The organism is Enterobacter sp. Ap-1006, from assembly GCF_011752835.1.
In the GTDB taxonomy this organism is placed as follows: domain Bacteria; phylum Pseudomonadota; class Gammaproteobacteria; order Enterobacterales; family Enterobacteriaceae; genus Cedecea.
In genome coordinates this window covers 248,387-265,439 of the sequence record NZ_VWWU01000005.1, presented here as the reverse complement: position 1 = coordinate 265,439, position 17,053 = coordinate 248,387, and the positions used below count along the sequence as shown (strand labels likewise).

Here is a 17,053-nt window from a genome sequence, read left to right as displayed (position 1 = left end):
TGCTTCACCCTTTTCTGCTCCCACGGGGAGAGGGGGCTATTCCCTCTTACTTCAGCATATAGCCGTACAGCCGCTTAATGCCGTCCGAATCCGTCTCGCTGTACACGCCCTGCAGCTCAGGGGAGAAGCCCGGCAGCATATTCACGCCTTCTTCCAGCGCCAGGAAGTAACGCAGTGCCGCCCCGCCCCAAACTTCACCCGGCACCACGCAAAGCACGCCCGGAGGATAAGGCAACGCGCCTTCCGCCGCGATACGTCCTTCAGATTCGCTCAGGCGCACCAGCTCCACGTTGCCGCGAATAAACTCGATGTTGGCGTCCTGCGGGTTCACCACCACGGCAGGCAGGCTCTCCTTGCGGAACATCGCCTTCTGCAGCTCTTTGACCTCAAAACTCACGTACAGATCGTGCATCTCCTGGCAAAGCTGGCGCAGGGTGTAGCCCTTGTAGCGCACCGGGTATTTCTGATAAATCGTGGGCAGCACATCCGCCAGCGGCGTGTCGTCCTCAATATGCTGTTCAAACTGCGCCAGCATGGCCACCAGCTGAGCCAGCTTCTCGTGGCTCTCCGCCGGGGTAAGCAGGAACAAGATCGAGTTAAGATCCGACTTCTCCGGCACAATTCCGTTTTCACGCAGATAGTTAGCGAGGATTGCCGCTGGCACACCGAACTCGGTGTAGCGCCCGGTTTCGGGATCGATGCCCGGCGTGGTTAGAAGCAGCTTGCAGGGATCGACAAAATATTCGTCCTTCGCATAACCTTCAAAACCGTGCCAGCGCTCACCGGGTTCAAAGCTGAAGAAGCGGCGCTCCTGAGCGATCTTCTCCGTGGGGTGATCCTGCCACGGCCGCCCGGCCACTTCCGGCGGAATAAACGGTTTGATCATCTTACAGTTGGCGATAATCGCCTTGCGCGCTTCAATGCCCAGCGCCACGCATTCCGCCCACAGGCGGCGACCACTTTCGCCCTCGTGGATCTTGGCATTGATATCCAGCGCAGCAAAAAGCGGATAGAACGGGCTGGTTGAAGCATGCAGCATGAAAGCATTGTTCAGCCGCTTGTGCGGGCAAAAACGGGCCTGGCCGCGAAGATGGTTATCTTTCTTATGGATCTGCGAAGTCTGGGAGAACCCGGCCTGCTGCTTGTGAACCGACTGAGTAACAAAGATCCCCGGATCGTTTTCGTTCAGCTCCAGTAACAGCGGCGAACAGTCCGCCATCATCGGAATAAACTGCTCGTAGCCGACCCAGGCCGAATCAAAGAGGATGTAATCGCACAGATGGCCGATGTTATCTACCACCTGACGAGCGTTATAAATTGTGCCGTCATAGGTGCCAAGCTGGATCACCGCCAGGCGGAAAGGCCTTGCCTCCTGAGCTCGTTCAGGTGCCACTTCCGTAATCAGCTCCCGCAGGTATTTCTCATCAAAACAGTGCGCATCAATGCCGCCGATAAAGCCAAAGGGATTGCGGGAAGCTTCCAGATAAACCGGGGTGGCACCGGCCTGGATGAGTGCGCCGTGATGGTTTGATTTATGGTTGTTGCGGTCAAACAGCACCAGATCGCCGCGTGTCAGCAGAGCATTGGTCACCACTTTGTTCGCCGCAGAGGTGCCGTTAAGCACAAAATAAGTTTTGTCGGCGTGGAAAACTTTCGCGGCAAACTTCTGCGCGTGCTTAGCTGAGCCTTCGTGGATCAGCAGGTCACCCAGCTTAACGTCCGCGTTGCACATGTCTGCACGAAATACGTTCTCACCAAAGAAATCATAAAACTGCCGTCCCGCCGGGTGTTTTTTAAAGAATTTCCCGTGCTGGTGCCCCGGGCAGGCAAAAGTGCTGTTGTCCATCGCCACGTATTTGGTCAGCGTGTTGAAGAACGGTGGCAACAGATCTTCTTCGTAGCCGCTGGCCGCGGTTTCCAGCTCCAGATAATCCTGCGCTTTCCCGGCAATCACGCCGGTTACCGCAGGCAAACCGTCAACGGCGGTTTCGCTAAAAATAAACACCGGCAAATTAAAACCCGTGCGTTTAAGCAAAGCCAGAATGCCGCTGCGGCTGTCCGCAACGGAGATGACAACTGCCGCCACATCGGTGAAGTCAGTCTCGTCGAGCGTGACCACTTCACGATGCGTTGAGAGTAATGCAGCCACGTCGTGGCTGGCGGCAATTTTCAGTGATTTCATAAGCACAAATCCCCGTCTGCAAGGATGAGTGAGTGCCAACCGGCACGGCAAAGGGAAAATTCCCCAACGAAGGCGTTCTGAAGGTCTTAGGTGTGAATCCACTTCGACCGCCAGACATCAGTAAAACCAGGCGATTCCTGATTTTACTGATGTCCTGCAGCAAGCAAGCATTGCCCTCACCGCATGGTGAGCAAGGGACTTCGGAAGGTTATAGCAGCACGGACGAGCGCCATCCCGAAAGATACATGGGAATTGAGAGTGAACATCAAGGCGCCCCGTAGTGGATAAGAAAACTGGCGCAATCATGGCACCTTCTGCCAGGGGGTTCAACATGAAGTCTGTAACAGCCCGCACATAAATCAGGCAAACGCACCGTGCTGTGCAACAAAGCCATTGACGCGGAATGGGGTTTACGGTTTAATGCGCCCCGTTGCCCGGATAGCTCAGTCGGTAGAGCAGGGGATTGAAAATCCCCGTGTCCTTGGTTCGATTCCGAGTCCGGGCACCACTATTTAGAAGAACCCGCCTATGGCGGGTTTTTTGCTTTTAGCGATACGGACTCTGCATCGAACTGAAATTCGATTATTCGTCTCATCCCTGAGACTCACCCCTTCGGGGCCAGCACAAGCGCTGTTCAAAAATGTTCCCGAGGTTTTTGTCCGAGTCCGTCTTCAGATTGCTATAAACGAGCACATTAAATATTGCGGCATGATTTACGACTCTACTTTATCGTCCAGGCATCACTGAACTGTTCGCCGCTGAATAGCTCTGACAGGCCGCTAATTTGCTTGAGGCGCAGCACTTCATCAGCGTCCATCCCCAATTCTGACCCGATTTTCATATCATCCCAGCCCAGACGGGAAAGATCGCGGACAACATCGGACATCGCCGTTACCTGATGTTTTCCGCGCGCCCTGTTATGGCGGACCGTCACGGCGATACATTCGGCTTCGCCGCTGGATTCCAGGTTAACCACCGCAACCGGAAGAAAACCGTTAATTCTCTTTTTTGCCACCGGCGATGTTTTTCCCACCAGATGCCGGTGAAACCCATCCACAACCTGAAACTTATCTTTCAGCGGTGTCACCACAATCGGCTGAGTGAAACCATCTGTCTCGATTGAAAGCTGTAACAAACTGCGCTCAACGGGTGCCATGACGTTAGGGTTATAATCATTGGCCACAACCTCTCCCTCACGCACCCAAAGGACGCAATCAACTGGCTCTTTTTTAAAAGGGCTGTGCTGATGCATAACTTTTTTGACTTCATTTATTGCGGCCACTTTTGATTCATCCGACTCGACGGAAGAAAGATAATTATTCAGTTGTTTTAATAGTGCATTAAGCATCAGAAAATCCCCCACATTTGCCGTTTCTTTTGTATCCGTTCGAGGTAGCGATTGTAGTGCTGTGGCTTATTAGGGCTAAAGGAGAGCGACCGGCACCAAAAGTCATTCTTCAATATCGTCTTACATATCCTTCGCCACGACGGTATATCCCTCGATCCTGAATCTTTATCCTGCTCATCAGGAATATTTTCTGGAAACTCTCGTTCTCTATACCATTTTAAATAAATGGCAATTTTATTCTTATAATGCTCCGCTGTTTTTTCCGGCATCGATGCCAGTAAAAACATGGCGTACTCTTGCCAGGTTAAATGGCTCGGTTTTGTGATGCTAGTATTACGGGCATAGAAAGAACCGCTCTGATGCGCATAAATAGCGCCGCTGTTGGCGCCAGCCACGCGCATGCATACCCGGGACCAGGTTTCCGGCTCCAGAACATGGTAAAGCCAAAGCCCACGGCGCGCCTCCGGGCCAAAAGGTTCACACACCCTCATCGCTTTCATAGGGACACCAGCGCGATACATCAGGTCATAAAGCGGATTTCCGGCAGCTTTGTATTTACCGTTAAAAATCCAGATATCCTGTACCTTCCAGTCGTACAAAGGATAAGCGACACAAAAATTCCCTTCCCGGCTGGCCGTAGTCCAGGGCTTATCATCGGCATAGCGCGTTTTTCTTTGTGAAGCCAGCGCTAAAAAACGGTTGAGGGATTCGTCGGCCCGGATGCCGGTTAACGTGGCCAGGCCTTTATCGCCGGAAAGCCAGCGCGAGAACGCTGGCATAAACTCTTCAAAGGTCATGCCATAGCGATAGAAGGGGAAGAAGTTTGGATCGGTAATGGCGTCTTCCGGCGGCTGGCGAACCCATTCCACGCCCTCCTCCCAGCAAATCCATTCCGGCTGAGCCTGCGAAACCCCGTTCACCGTGGTTAGCGGCAAAGCGACCCAGTAAAAATGCCCAACGATATCGTCATATTGCTGCCTGAGCCGCAATACATGGTCGATGGTATACTGGAACTGAACTTCCCAGTCGATAAATAGCACGTCAAACTGACGCTTCCGGCGGCGAGCGATTTCTGCCACAAGGTGAAAAAGCACGCTGGAATCCTTTCCACCGGAAAAAGAGACGCAGACCTGATCAAAGGTATCGAATACCCAATCGATTCTCTTTTTAGAAGCATTAAGAACATTATCATCAAGAATGATTTTTTTATCTTTTCTCACAAAAACTCCCTTTTACTGCTGTCTCAAAATTACTACGACAGCAAAATCCCTGCATTTCGTCCAATCCACCCAGGATATCTTAGCGCACCAGCCTGGTAATATCCTCCGCCAGGAAAATCACTCTCTCCGGATAAAACATTCATGTAAATCATCAATCGCATAATTTATATAAATGCCATCAATACCGCAGTGCGGTTATGTTATATCCAGCCTAAACCCCAGACAATAAAAATTTAAAATCACCAAGAAAAAATCGTAATTAATTGAATTACCTACATTTAAAATGCAAACAAAAAACACATCAACAAAAAATCAAAGAAGCCCCATCTACAGCCTGGCATTAATTTGATTAAAATAATCGTAGATTAATAAAATGGATAACCACGATAGAAATAAGAAATAGCGCAGGCCACGCCGAAAAGGAATAGAGGAACTATCGTGGTATAAGCGGGCGACTTGCCCGGATCGAAGCAACATCCGGGCCATCAACTCATCCTTAGGTACGATCAACCGCTACCTGTCTTTGACCACAATCAGCGGTTCGATATCGCTCTCTTTTTTAATCACCAGCGAATCATCTCCACGCAGGCAAGTGCCGCCGTAGCTGCCGCCCACGGTAAAAGTGCAGACCTGGATGTATTTGCCATCCACCTTCGGCAGGCACCACAGCTGCTGATAGATATTCTTGCGATCCACGAACTTGCCGCTGGTTTTATCCAGCAGTTCATCATGGTGGCTGACCAGATCGATATTGCTGCCGCAGCGCCCGGCAATCGGCTTCACCGCGTAGCCGGTTTTTGACAGCAGGTTGTTCACCTCGAAATCCGTATCCAGCAGATAACGGTGGTTCGGGAACAGCTGCCAGAGCACCGGTAGAATGGCTTTGTTACCGGGGATCACCGTCCACAGCGGCTCAAACACCAGCACTTCCGGGCGAAGCAAGACGTCAATCAGGCGCACTTCTCCCTGCGGATGGCCGGTACGGATCGGCACGGCGGCATATTCGGTTTCGCTAACCTCACGAATTTGCTCAATCGCGGTTTCCCACGCCCAGGTTTTCCAGACACAGTTCACCGCCCGGCCATCATTATCAATAAGCTGCCCGGCGCTGTCCCAGCTCAACTCGCCCAGGCCGTGCAATATTTTGGTATCAAACCCGGCCTGCATCAGCGAACGCTGCATAAACAACGCGTGGTAATCCTCCTCGGCGTCATTGTCCTGCATGATATGGACAAACGGCCGGGCGCTGCTGTGCTTCCAGGCCCCGGTAAGCTCTTCCAGCAACCCTTCCGCCGGATTATGCCCGGTGCCCCGGTATCCCGTCTTAACCCACTCCTCAAGGATAAGCCCGCTTTCGGTGTGGCAGGAGGCTGAATCGGCGTTGTATTCGTACACCTTCAGCCCGCGCTCATCCATGCAAAAATCCATGCGGCCGCTGACCATCTGGTGGCGGCGCCATTGCCAGGAAAGCCTCAGACGCGGCCAGAGAATTTTGGGAATATCAAAGAGTGCCAGAAGATTGTCGTCTTTCAGCACTTTATCCGTGGCGTGCAGGTACATCAGGTGTAGCTCGTTGGTGGCCTTGATCAGTTCCTGTTCGGCGCTTTCGGTAATAGTGAAATACTGGCAAGGATCTTTATTAATAATGTGGCCATTGGCCTGTATATAGGCCAGCTGGAGTTCATCTTTTTCATTCAGCCATTTGCCGTCGAACTGGCGCTTATTGGCCAGGCGAGCCCCGCCAATTTTTAGCGCTTCACCGCCGATTTCCGGCTGTGGCTCGCTGTCGGTCGTCTCTTCAGTTTGAATCATCCAGCCAAGAATCGACGTGTCGGCAAACGTATCCTGCAGCGTGTAGTGACCGTCGCGTTCAACCAGGGTTAGCTCGCGCGTCCACTGCTGCCCGGCCGGTAACGGCGCATGAATCACGTTCTGCTCGGCGATACGCACTTTGTTGCCGATTAGCTGAGTGATCACCGCGACATGGCCGGTTTCATGAAACTCGCCGCCCTTCTGCCAGATAAGCAGCGCGCCCGCCTCCGGCGCTCGTTTTGAGCCATTCGCAAAGGCCTGAAGCGGCAGAATATTGTCGTTCACAACCTGACGTAAAAAACGCAGCGAGAAGATTTCCCAGGCCATGTGAACGTCGGTAAAGACAAAGCCGTAGTTTAAGAAGAGGAAGCGGCGCGCAAACTCTACGCACTGCCATTTGTGGCCCATGTATTCGTTGCCGATGTAGCTGCGAAACTCAGCGTCTTCGGGGTAATTTTTCGGGTCGAGGCTGCCGTAATTAGAGGAGTAAATCGCTACGCCACCCGGGGCATAGCCCAGAAGTGTACCAAAGGGCGAATCGTTGTCTGGTGTTCCTGTATGCATGTGTCCAACCTAAATCAGGCAGGCGGCAAAGGTCACGCGGATTGTCGTCTGCACGTTAAAATTAACCTGACAGAGAAGCCGTTATCATACACCTCTGCCAACGGTTTTGTGCAGTCGCGCTTCGTTTAAACAGACATATTCCGGCAGGTCGGGGCCCAAAGAAAAAGGCTGCCTCAGCGGGCAGCCTTTGTTAAAAAGTGACTCAGCCAGTTTATTTGTTCCCGTACTCGCTGCCGTTAACCCAGGCGTGATCTTTCTCCCAGGTGAACATCCACTTGCGTACCGGCCCCGCCATCACGTTCAGGTAATAGCTGTCGTACCCGGCCATCGTCGCCACCGGGTGGTAGCCTTTCGGCACTTTCACCACGTCTTTATCGTACACCGCCATGCACTCATCCAACGAGCGGTCGTTGGTATACACACGCTGCAAACAGAACCCCTGCGGCGGGTTGAGCCGGTGATAATAAGTCTCTTCGAGATAGGTTTCGTTGGGCGGATTATCGGTGTCGTGCTTGTGGCTCGGGTATGAACTGGTGCAGCCCTCGTTGGTATACACCTCCACCACCAGCAGGCTGTCGGCGGGCTTATCCTCCGGCAGAATATTGTGGACATAGCGCTGGTTGTGGCCTTTGCCGCGCGCCTCGGCATCAATATCCTGCGGGGCAATGAGCCGCGTGGCATAAGTCCCTTTGCCTGGCGCGGAACAAACGGCCAGTTCGAGCGCGGTGAGCGCCTGAACCTTAACCGCCTCGCCGGACGTCACGTACACAGCCCAGGGTTTACGGCGCTCAAACGGGCTCATGCGGTCGCCTATTTCAGGGAAGCGAGCGAGCGGCGTGTCCACCGTCGCGCGCCCTGCGACCAGCACCAGGCAGCGCTCTTCCTCCACGGCGGGCAGTTCCAGAATCTGCCCTTCCTGAAGCTGATAAGCGGCAAATCCCACGTAGCCCCAACCCGCGTTTTCCGGCGTGACGCACTGCGTCTGCCCCTGCGCGTCCGGTTGCTGCCAGCGGGAAAGTAATTCGGCCATGCTCCCTCCTTATATCAGCCCGGCTTCGCGAGCAAAACGGCTCAGGTTAGCGTGGCCCAGACGCGCGTAGGTCATCGGGTGCGCCACCGCCGGATCCTGCTCGGCCTCAACAACCAGCCAGCCCTGATAGCCGTGTTTTTTCAGCAACGCCATGATCGGCGGATAGTTCACGCAGCCATCGCCCGGCACGGTAAATACGCCACTCAGGACCGCATCCAGGAAGCTGGTTTTGCGGTTTTTCACGTCCGCCAGCACGCCAGCGCGCACATCTTTGCAATGCACGTGGTTAATACGCGAGATCCAGCGCTCGGCCACCGCCAGCGGATCGGCCCCCGCAAAAGTCAGGTGCCCGGTGTCCAGCAGCAGCCCGACTTCCGGCCCGGTGTGAACCATCAAATTATTCACGTCATCCGCACTCTCAATTACCGTTCCCATATGGTGGTGATAGGCAATTTGCACGCCCTGCTGCTGGGTATAACGGGCGAATGCGGTAAGCTTTTCGCCGTACTCCTGCCAGCGTTCGGCCGGAAAACGGGGCCGTAAATGCACCGGGGTTTGCTGCTCCCCGTGAATGCAGTGGGTGACTTCGGCAAACACCAGCACCTTCGCGCCCAGCTCGCGCAGCAGCGTCAGGTGCGGCTGCACGGCCTCAATTTCCTGCTCAACGGAGCGCTCAAGCAAACGGCCAGAATACCAGCCGGAGACCAGCTTCAAATCATGCTTATCGAGAATCGGCCCCAGCACGCCGGCCTCTCGCGGGAACTTATTCCCCAGTTCAAAGCCTTCAAATCCGGCCTCTTTTCCTTCGCTCAGGCAGGTGTCCAGCGGCGTGTCGGCGCCCAAAGAAGGCAGATCGTCATTGGTCCAGGTCAGCGGGTTGATGCCTAAATGCACGGTCATAATGCTCTCCTTATTGTTTATGCTGGCCGCGCTCGCGCCACAGGGCGATCAGCCGCAGGTAATTGTCACGGATGCGCGCCACCAGCTGCGCATCGTCGATATCGCGTTTTAACCAGGCCTGCGAGGCTTCGCCAAACAGCGTGCGCCCTACCGCAAAACCTTTCACAATCGGGTAATTAGCGGCGGCATTGAAGCCATCACGCAGCACCTCTATCGGGGCATCCAGGCCGAGGATCACCACGCCGCGGCAGTGGGGATCGCGTTTATCCACCAGCTCGCTCAGGGCCGCCCAGCCAGCGCTGCTCAGCGGCGGCAGCTTCCACCAGTCCGGGTAGATACCGAGGTTGTAGAAGCGGGAAACGGCTCTGAGATAAAGCTCGTCGCTGCGTGGCATATTCGCCGGCAGAATAACTTCCAGCAGCAGCTCGTGGCCCGACTGGCAGCAGGCGCGGTACACTTCGGCAATCTTCTGCTCCTGCTCCAGACGCAGAGCGTGGGCATCTTCCGGATGGAAAAAGACCAGGCACTTAACAATGTGTTCCTGCGGCCAGCTAATCAGCTGCGAGCCAATATTGCCGTGTTCCATTTCCAGCGGGCGTGACCCCGGCAGCTCAATCGGGCGACCGATCCACCAGCCTTCACCGGTGATGGAATTCAGCGCGTCCTGGCCGAAGGTACCGTCGCACAACAGCCCGGCTTTGCCCCCCAGCTCGGCACGCAGAGCGGCTTCGCGGCTAGCCTGTAAAATCAATTGTTTAAGCACCGGAATACGGCGTAAATCCGCGCCGCTTTTCAGCGCCATCTCTTCCAGTTGGCTGCGGTGATCGAACGCCATCACGCAGAGTTCCGGCCACTGGCGGCGGCGAGTGGTGACGCGGTGCAGATGGTTCAGACGCGCGTCGAGATCCGGGCGAGGTACCTGATGTTCACGCGAAAGGTAATCATCCAGCTCAATTTTGCTCGGCATCGCCGGTGCGCAGCCGTGACGTGAAACCACCAGTGCGCCGCAGGCATTGGCATAGCGACAGGCCTGCTCCCAGCCTTCGTCATTGAGGTAACCGCGCAGCAGGCCGGACATGAACGCGTCCCCCGCGCCCAGCACGTTAAGCACTTCCACGCGCACGCCGCTGACGTTTATTCCGCCATCCAGTGAATCAGGGATCAGCCCAAGGAACACGGAGCAACCTTGCGCGCCTCGCTTACAGACCAGCGTTGCTTCGGTGTTCTGACGCACTTTTTTCAGTGCAGCCAGCGTATCGGTTGACCCACCGGCAATGTGGAACTCTTCTTCGGTGCCGACAATCACATCAAAAAGATGCAGGACCGATTGCAGCTGATTTGTGACCTGGCCGGCTGCAACAAAGCGCGTCTCGCCGTCGCCAAGGGACGTCAGCCCCCACAGCACCGGGCGATAATCAATATCCAGCACGGTACGTACATCGTTCCGACGGGCATAGCTCAGCGCGGTCAGCACCGCCTCGCGGGTACGCGGATTTGATAGATGTGTACCGGTGATGGCCAGACAGCGCGCGGAGGCAATGTACTCTTCGCTGAAATCGTCCGCCGTAATCGCCATATCCGCGCAGTTGTCGCGGTAAAAAATCAGCGGGAAAGTGTCGCGATCTTTGATGCCCAGTAGCACCAGCGCCGTCAGCCGCTCTTTGTCGGTAATTAAATGGCTGGTGTCGCAGCCAACCTGGCTAAGTTCTTCGCGCAGAAAGCGCCCCATGTGCTCGTCGCCAACGCGCGCCAGCATGGAAGATTTCAGCCCTTGCCGGGCTGTGCCATAGGCCACATTGCCGGACGAACCTCCAAGGTAACGGGCGAAGCTGCTGGCATCTTCCAGCCGCGCACCAATCTGCTGGCTGTAGAGATCTACCGCGACCCGCCCCATGCAAATCAGATCCAACTGCTTTTCTTTCATGCTTCGTCCTCAGACAATGTCAGATACGTTGACCCAGCGCCCCTGCTGGTGGGACAGGGCGATAGCATCGAGAATGCGCGACACCTTCCAGCCCTCTTCGAAGTCAGGCCACAGAGGAACATCGGCGGCAATGCCGTCGATCAGATCGCGCACTTCCACCGTTTTTTGATCGTTAAAACCAATGCCGTGCCCCGCCCCCATACAGAACGAGCCGTAATCCGGGTGAGCCGGGCCAACCAGCAGCGTGCGGAACCCCTGGCGGCCTTCGGGATCGCTTTGCAGATAAAGCTTCAGCTCCGCCATGCGCTCCTGAGTAAAGCTCAGCGCCCCTTTCGTGCCGGTGATTGTCCAGGTCAGCCCCATTTTTCTGCCGCTGGCGACGCGGGACGTTTCGATCACGCCCTGGGCGCCACCTTCAAAACGCACCATCGCGTGGGCCTGATCTTCGTTTTCCACAGCGATCATCTCGCTGCTGCCAGCCGAAGCAGGGCGCTGCGGCACCACGATTTTCAGGTCGCCGCAGACTTCGCGGATATCGCCGACCAGGTACTGAGCCATATTGACGATGTGCGCCGCCAGATCCCCCAAAGCGCCAAGCCCGGCGGTTTCTTTGAAGCAGTGCCAGTGGATAGGCGAAAGCGGATCGGCCATATAGTCTTCGTTGTGGGTGCCGTAGAAGTGGATCACTTCCCCGATCTCACCGCGTGCGATGATCTGCTTTGCCAGCTGCGCCGTCGGGTTCTTCATGTAGTTGAAGCCGACCAATGTCTTCACTCCAGCCAGATCGGCAGCGTCCACCATCAGGCGTGCGTCGCGGGCGTCAAGCGCCAGCGGCTTTTCTGAATAGACGTGCTTGCCGTGGCGAATCGCTTCCAGCGCCATCTCTTTATGCAGGTGGTTTGGGGAACAAATGTCCACCACGTCGATATTCGGGTCCGCCACCAGTTCGCGCCAGTCGCCGGTGGAGCGATTAAACCCAAACGCCGCGGCGCGTTTTGCCGCCAGCTCCGGCGTGACTTCCGCTACCATTTCACGCACCAGTTCGCCCTGCAGGTCAAAGACCGTCGGCGCCTGGGCGTAGGCGATGGCGTGGGCTTTGCCGATGTAGCCGGTGCCGATTAAACCAATTCTGACCTTTTTCATGTGTTGTTCCTGAAGTCGTGACCAGCCTTTGTACCCTCACCCCAGCTCTCTCCCTGAAAGCGAGAGGGGGAAAACAGAGGCTGCTTTGAAAATTTCCCCTTTGGAGGCATGAGTCATCTCCGCTCTTATCCCCTCTGGGGAGAGGGGATAGGGGCAATCCCTACAGCGCGCCGCGCCGGTTCTTGGCGTAAGTATCAAACGCCACCGCCAGCACGATAATCAGCCCGGTAATGATCTGCTGGTAGTAGGCCGACACGTTCATCAGCACCAGGCCATTAATCAGGATCCCCATGATGATGGCGCCGATGATGGTGCCGCTGATCCGCCCGTAGCCGCCCATCAGCGATGTCCCGCCGATCACCACCGAGGCGATAACGCGCAGCTCGAAGGAGATCCCCGCTACCGCTTCAGCGCTGCCCAATCGGGCGCTGAGCACAAAGCCCGCCAGCCCGGCAAGACAGCCAATCACCACATACACGCTAACCAGCACGCGCCTCACGTTAACCCCGGCGAGGCGAGCCGCTTCCGGGTTGCCGCCGATGGCATACACAAAGCGCCCCCAGCGAGTTTTATGCAGCGCCAGATAACCCAGAATTGAGACGATGGCGAAGATCCAGATAGGTATCGAGATGCCGAGCATTTCGCCGCGTCCCCACCAGCGGTAGCCGGCATCAAACCCGGCAATTGGCGCGCCGTCGTTGATCACCAGCGTCAGGCCGCGCCAGATAGTCATCCCGCCCAGCGTGACAATGAACGGCGGCAGACGCAGGCGAGTGACGCCCAGACCGTGCAGGAACCCAATCAGCGTGCCGAGCGCCAGGCAAATCCCCAACCCCAGCAGCCAGCTAAAGCCGCCCCAGGCGTTCGGATCGACGGTGGTAAAGTTATCCCCCTTGATCACGTAGGCTGCGGTCATCGCGCACACGGCCAGGATCGAACCCACCGACAGATCGATACCCGCCGTGAGAATGACAAAGGTCATGCCCACCGCGATGATCCCGTAGATAGAAACCTCGGTCAGGATATTGAAAATATTGCGTTCAGACAGGAAGTTGCTGTTCTGCGACTGGAAGAAGATCAGCAGCAGGAACATGAAGATCAGCACCCCGAAGCGCTCGAAGAAAGCGATCGGATCGAAGCGTGAGGCACTTTTTGCCGGCGTCTGGGTTTTGGTAATCATCTGCGTCATGGGCTCCCCCGTTATGCGGCGCTTAAGGCGCTATGGTTGATGGCCATCAGGGTCATCAGCCGTTCTTCGTTGGCTTCGTCGCCGTGCAGTTCGCCGGTCACTCGCCCTTCACTGAGGGTGATGATCCGATCCGACACCGCGAGAATTTCCGGCAGGTCGGAAGAGATCACGATCACCGCCACGCCTCGCTTAGCCATATCAAACAGCACCTGATGCACTTCAGATTTGGTGCCTACGTCAATGCCGCGAGTCGGCTCGTCGACGATCAACACCCTTGGATCCAGCGCCATACAGCGCGCCAGGATCACTTTTTGCTGGTTCCCGCCGGAGAGCTTGCGCACCTCCTGCCCGGCGTTAACCATTTTGATTTGCAGCGCCTGCCGGTAGGACTCAATCAGCGCATCTTCTTTGCGCGGGCTAACGAAATAGCGCCAGGTCAGCAGGGACGAAAGGCTAGAGAGCGACAGGTTGTCGCGGATCGACAGGCCCAGCACCGCCCCTTCTTTTTTACGATCTTCCGGCACCAGCGCGATGCCCTGGTCCAGCGCGTGCATCGGGTTTTGTGGCCGGTAAGGTTTGCCGTCCAGCTCGAAGCTGCCGGTGGTGAATTTGTCTGCGCCAAACAGGCAGCGAGCAACCTCGGTGCGTCCGGCACCAACCAGCCCGGCGATGCCCAATACTTCTCCGGCGTGCACGTGGAAACTGATGTCTTTCAACGCAATGCCGTGTGGATCAAGCGGCGGCTTTTCACGGCTCAGCCCCTTCACCGCCAGGCGGATGGGCTTGTCTGCATGGTGCGTGAGGCTGGCATCGCGGCGGTTAAACACCACGTCTCGGCCGACCATCAGGCGAATAATTTGCTCCACGTTGGTGCCCGCCACGTCGCCGGAGCCGGTATAGCGGCCATCCTGGAACACGGTGAAACGGTCACAAAGCTGGAAGACTTCATGCAGACGATGAGTCACATAAATAATGCTGACGCCACGGCCTTTAAGCTCGCGTACCACGCGGTGCAGGCTCTCAACTTCGCTGTCGCTCAGGGCAGCGGATGGCTCATCCATAATGATCAGCCGGGCGTTCAGCGTCAGCGCCCTGGCAATCTCCACCATTTGCTGCTGGGCAACGCTCAGGCGGGCAACGGCGGTCGTCGGCGCAACGTTGAGCTGCAAATAATCCAGAATGACCTGCGCTTCCTGGTTCACCGCTTTGCTGTCGACGATCAGGTTGCGGCGGCGCGGCTCGCGGCCAAGAAACATGTTTTCCGCCACCGTCATATTGGGCAGCAGGTTAAATTCTTGATAAATCGTGATAATGCCTTTGTTCTGGCGCGCTACCGGCGAGTCATCCGCAGAAAGCGTTTCACCGTTAAACCAGATCTCACCGCGCGTTTGCGGCTGCGCCCCGGCCAGCGCCTTCAGCAGCGTGGATTTTCCCGCGCCGTTTTCCCCCAGCAGGGCATGGATTTCCCCCTGCCCGACGCTGAGCTGCGCGCTGCTTAACGCCCAAACGCCGGAGAAACTCTTCGCCAGGTCGGTCACTTTCAGTAAAGGTTGCGACATCAGACTGCTCCTCTGTTGCGCCCGCCCGCAGGCGGACGGGCACGTTCAGATTTATTTGCCGGCTTCGCCGATACGCTCTGCTTGATCGAGGTTATCTTTGGTGATCATCGTGGGCGCGTAATCTGCCCCGGTAATCGCCTTCTTCTCGCGAATGTTGGCCACCAGCTGGCTCATCGCCGTTTTCACCGCAAAACCAGGGCGCTGATCGGCCGTTGCCGCCATCCAGCCATCGCGTACGCGGGCCAGCGCTTCCGGCACTGCGTCAAAGCCGGTCACCAGCACTTCACCCGGCTTCATGCCCTGGCCCTGCAGCGCTTCAATCGCGCCGAGCGCCATATCGTCGTTGGCGGAGAGGATCACCTGAGGCTTTTTCGGCAGAGACGGCAGAACGCTTTCAACGATGCGCATGCCTTCGGAACGCATCCAGTTCCCGGTCTGATCGGCGACGATCTTGTATTTATCGCCCCCGGCTTTCAGACCATCGCGGATCCCTTTAGTACGTTCGATATTGGAGGAGGAGCCAGGCTGCCCGGTCAGCAGCACGATGTCCGCGCCGTCAGGGAATTTGGCTTTCACAAAGTCCGCCACCGCCTGGCCGCCTTTATAGTTGTTGGCACCAAAGTGCGGCACCGGCTTATCGCTAACAACCGAGCGGTCGAGTGTCACCACCGGCAGCCTGGCATCCTGAATTTCCCCTACCGCGCTCGACACGGCATTAACGTCGTTTGGCGAAACGATAAAGCCCTGAGCGCCACGGGTGATGGCATTTTCCAGGTCCGCGACCTGCTTAGGAGAGCTGCCCTGGCTGTCGAGAACCTGCAGCTTGACGCCCATCTCTTTGGCGGCCTGCACGGCGGTGCGCTGCATATGCACTTCAAACGGCATCGCAAGGTTGGGGGTGCTAAAAACAATCTGTTCGTTTTCGGCCAGCGCCGGAGCCGTGGTCAGGGCGATGAGGGCGGCGAGGATCAGCTTTTTCATTGTTATCTCTCTTCTGTGTGTAGGGTCTTCGGAGGTTACAAAGCAACTTCGCGCTGGCTACGCAGTGACTCCAGCGCCTTGTCGGCCAGGTACAGGGCGCGTTCACCGTCATCGCCGCTGCACTCGGGTTTGGCCTCGCCGCGCAGGACGGCAACAAAGTGCTGCCATTCGGCGGCGTAGGCATCTTTGTAGCGCTGGAGGAAGAAGTGTTCTGGCAACGCGCTGGTGTTCCCGCCGTCGCCAAAGAATTGAACCTGGTTTTCCAGGATATTGCCCGCTGTCAGCAGGCCCTTAGCGCCGTGCAGCTCCAGACGCTGGTCGTAGCCATAGGCCGAGCGGCGGCTGTTCACAATGGTCGCCAGCGCCCCGGAGGCATATTTCAGGACGATAAAAGCAGTGTCGATGTCGCCTGCCTCACCAATCGCCGGATCCACCAGATTGCTGCCCTGGGCATACACGGCCACCGGCTCTTCGCCCATGATGAAGCGAGCCATATCAAAGTCGTGAATGGTCATGTCGCGGAACATGCCGCCGGAGACACGCACATATTCAGCGGGCGGCGGCGACGGGTCGCGGGAGATAATCACCAGCGATTCCGGCGTGCCGATGCGCCCCTGTAGCGCTTCGTTTTTCAGCTTGCGGAACTGAGGGTCAAAGCGGCGGTTAAAGCCGATAAACAGCGGCACATTATGAGCTTTCACCACTTTCAGGCAGTCGCGCACGCGGGCCAGATCCAAATGCACCGGCTTTTCACAGAAGATCGCTTTGCCGTGTTTGGCGGCAAGCTCAATCAGGTCAGCGTGAGTGTCGGTCGCCGAGGCGATCAGCACCGCATGAACCTCCGGGTCGCTCATCGCCTGGGCAACGCTCTGCTGGCGCGCCTGGTATTTTTCGGCAATGCGCGCGGCGTTTTCTGCATTAGGATCGACAACGGACCAGAGGGTGGAATGGGGATGGGCGGCAATATTGGCGGCGTGGATTTGGCCGATACGGCCCGCGCCCAGTAAAGCAATGTTAAACATGGCGGCTCCCGAAAGTGGTGTTGCAGTAGGGTCATGAGCCGGGTCTTCCGGCTTTCACATGCAGCTGAATAACGACGCCTTAAATAAAACATTTATTTCATTTTAATGCAGAGTGAAAGTTTCATTTTTGCGCAGAGGTTAACATTTTGATAATTTATCGGCTGTGTTTTGTTAGCAAA

12 protein-coding genes and 1 tRNA gene are annotated in these 17,053 nt (G+C 56.4%); 1 reads left to right on the top strand and 12 read right to left on the bottom strand.

The features are described from left to right. Positions 1-46 precede the first annotated feature (46 nt). Positions 47-2,182 (bottom strand): ornithine decarboxylase, encoded by a 2,136-nt coding sequence (locus F3J28_RS17125; protein WP_166878114.1) that lies wholly within the window; start codon positions 2,180-2,182, stop codon positions 47-49. Between the two features lie 432 nt (positions 2,183-2,614). Here F3J28_RS17125 and F3J28_RS17120 point away from each other — a divergent pair. After that, positions 2,615-2,690 (top strand) — tRNA-Phe (locus tag F3J28_RS17120). Positions 2,691-2,903: 213 nt separating this feature from the next. Here F3J28_RS17120 and F3J28_RS17115 read toward each other — a convergent pair. The 11 genes from F3J28_RS17115 to iolG form a co-directional block, all read right to left on the bottom strand. Then, positions 2,904-3,530 (bottom strand): ParB N-terminal domain-containing protein, encoded by a 627-nt coding sequence (locus F3J28_RS17115; RefSeq protein ID WP_166878361.1) that lies wholly within the window; start codon positions 3,528-3,530, stop codon positions 2,904-2,906. Next, positions 3,530-4,750: a phosphoadenosine phosphosulfate reductase gene (locus tag F3J28_RS17110; RefSeq protein WP_166878112.1), complete on the bottom strand. Its 1,221-nt coding sequence runs from the start codon at positions 4,748-4,750 to the stop codon at positions 3,530-3,532. The genes F3J28_RS17115 and F3J28_RS17110 overlap by 1 nt, the downstream gene beginning before the upstream one ends. A gap of 513 nt (positions 4,751-5,263) precedes the next feature. Further along, positions 5,264-7,126, bottom strand: a complete 1,863-nt coding sequence (gss, locus tag F3J28_RS17105; protein WP_166878110.1) for a bifunctional glutathionylspermidine amidase/synthase — start codon at positions 7,124-7,126, stop codon at positions 5,264-5,266. A gap of 211 nt (positions 7,127-7,337) precedes the next feature. Continuing rightward, positions 7,338-8,156: a 5-deoxy-glucuronate isomerase gene (gene iolB / locus F3J28_RS17100; protein ID WP_166878107.1), complete on the bottom strand. Its 819-nt coding sequence runs from the start codon at positions 8,154-8,156 to the stop codon at positions 7,338-7,340. A gap of 9 nt (positions 8,157-8,165) precedes the next feature. Further along, the gene (gene iolE, locus F3J28_RS17095) at positions 8,166-9,056 is read right to left on the bottom strand and encodes a myo-inosose-2 dehydratase (RefSeq protein ID WP_166878105.1); all 891 of its coding nucleotides are present in this window, start codon (positions 9,054-9,056) and stop codon (positions 8,166-8,168) included. Between the two features lie 10 nt (positions 9,057-9,066). Next, entirely contained in the window at positions 9,067-10,980 is a 1,914-nt protein-coding gene (locus F3J28_RS17090; protein ID WP_166878102.1) for a bifunctional 5-dehydro-2-deoxygluconokinase/5-dehydro-2-deoxyphosphogluconate aldolase, read from the bottom strand. 9 nt (positions 10,981-10,989) lie between these two features. Beyond that, positions 10,990-12,123: a Gfo/Idh/MocA family protein gene (locus F3J28_RS17085; RefSeq protein ID WP_166878099.1), complete on the bottom strand. Its 1,134-nt coding sequence runs from the start codon at positions 12,121-12,123 to the stop codon at positions 10,990-10,992. 160 nt (positions 12,124-12,283) lie between these two features. Further along, positions 12,284-13,312 carry an ABC transporter permease subunit gene (locus tag F3J28_RS17080; protein ID WP_166878096.1) on the bottom strand — a complete coding sequence of 343 codons (1,029 nt, stop codon included), beginning with the start codon at positions 13,310-13,312 and terminating at the stop codon, positions 12,284-12,286. A gap of 11 nt (positions 13,313-13,323) precedes the next feature. Continuing rightward, positions 13,324-14,871, bottom strand: a complete 1,548-nt coding sequence (locus F3J28_RS17075; RefSeq protein ID WP_166878093.1) for a sugar ABC transporter ATP-binding protein — start codon at positions 14,869-14,871, stop codon at positions 13,324-13,326. Between the two features lie 51 nt (positions 14,872-14,922). Beyond that, entirely contained in the window at positions 14,923-15,852 is a 930-nt protein-coding gene (locus F3J28_RS17070; RefSeq protein ID WP_166878090.1) for a sugar ABC transporter substrate-binding protein, read from the bottom strand. A gap of 35 nt (positions 15,853-15,887) precedes the next feature. Further along, positions 15,888-16,874 (bottom strand): inositol 2-dehydrogenase, encoded by a 987-nt coding sequence (gene iolG / locus F3J28_RS17065; protein ID WP_039287703.1) that lies wholly within the window; start codon positions 16,872-16,874, stop codon positions 15,888-15,890. Positions 16,875-17,053: the final 179 nt, after the last annotated feature.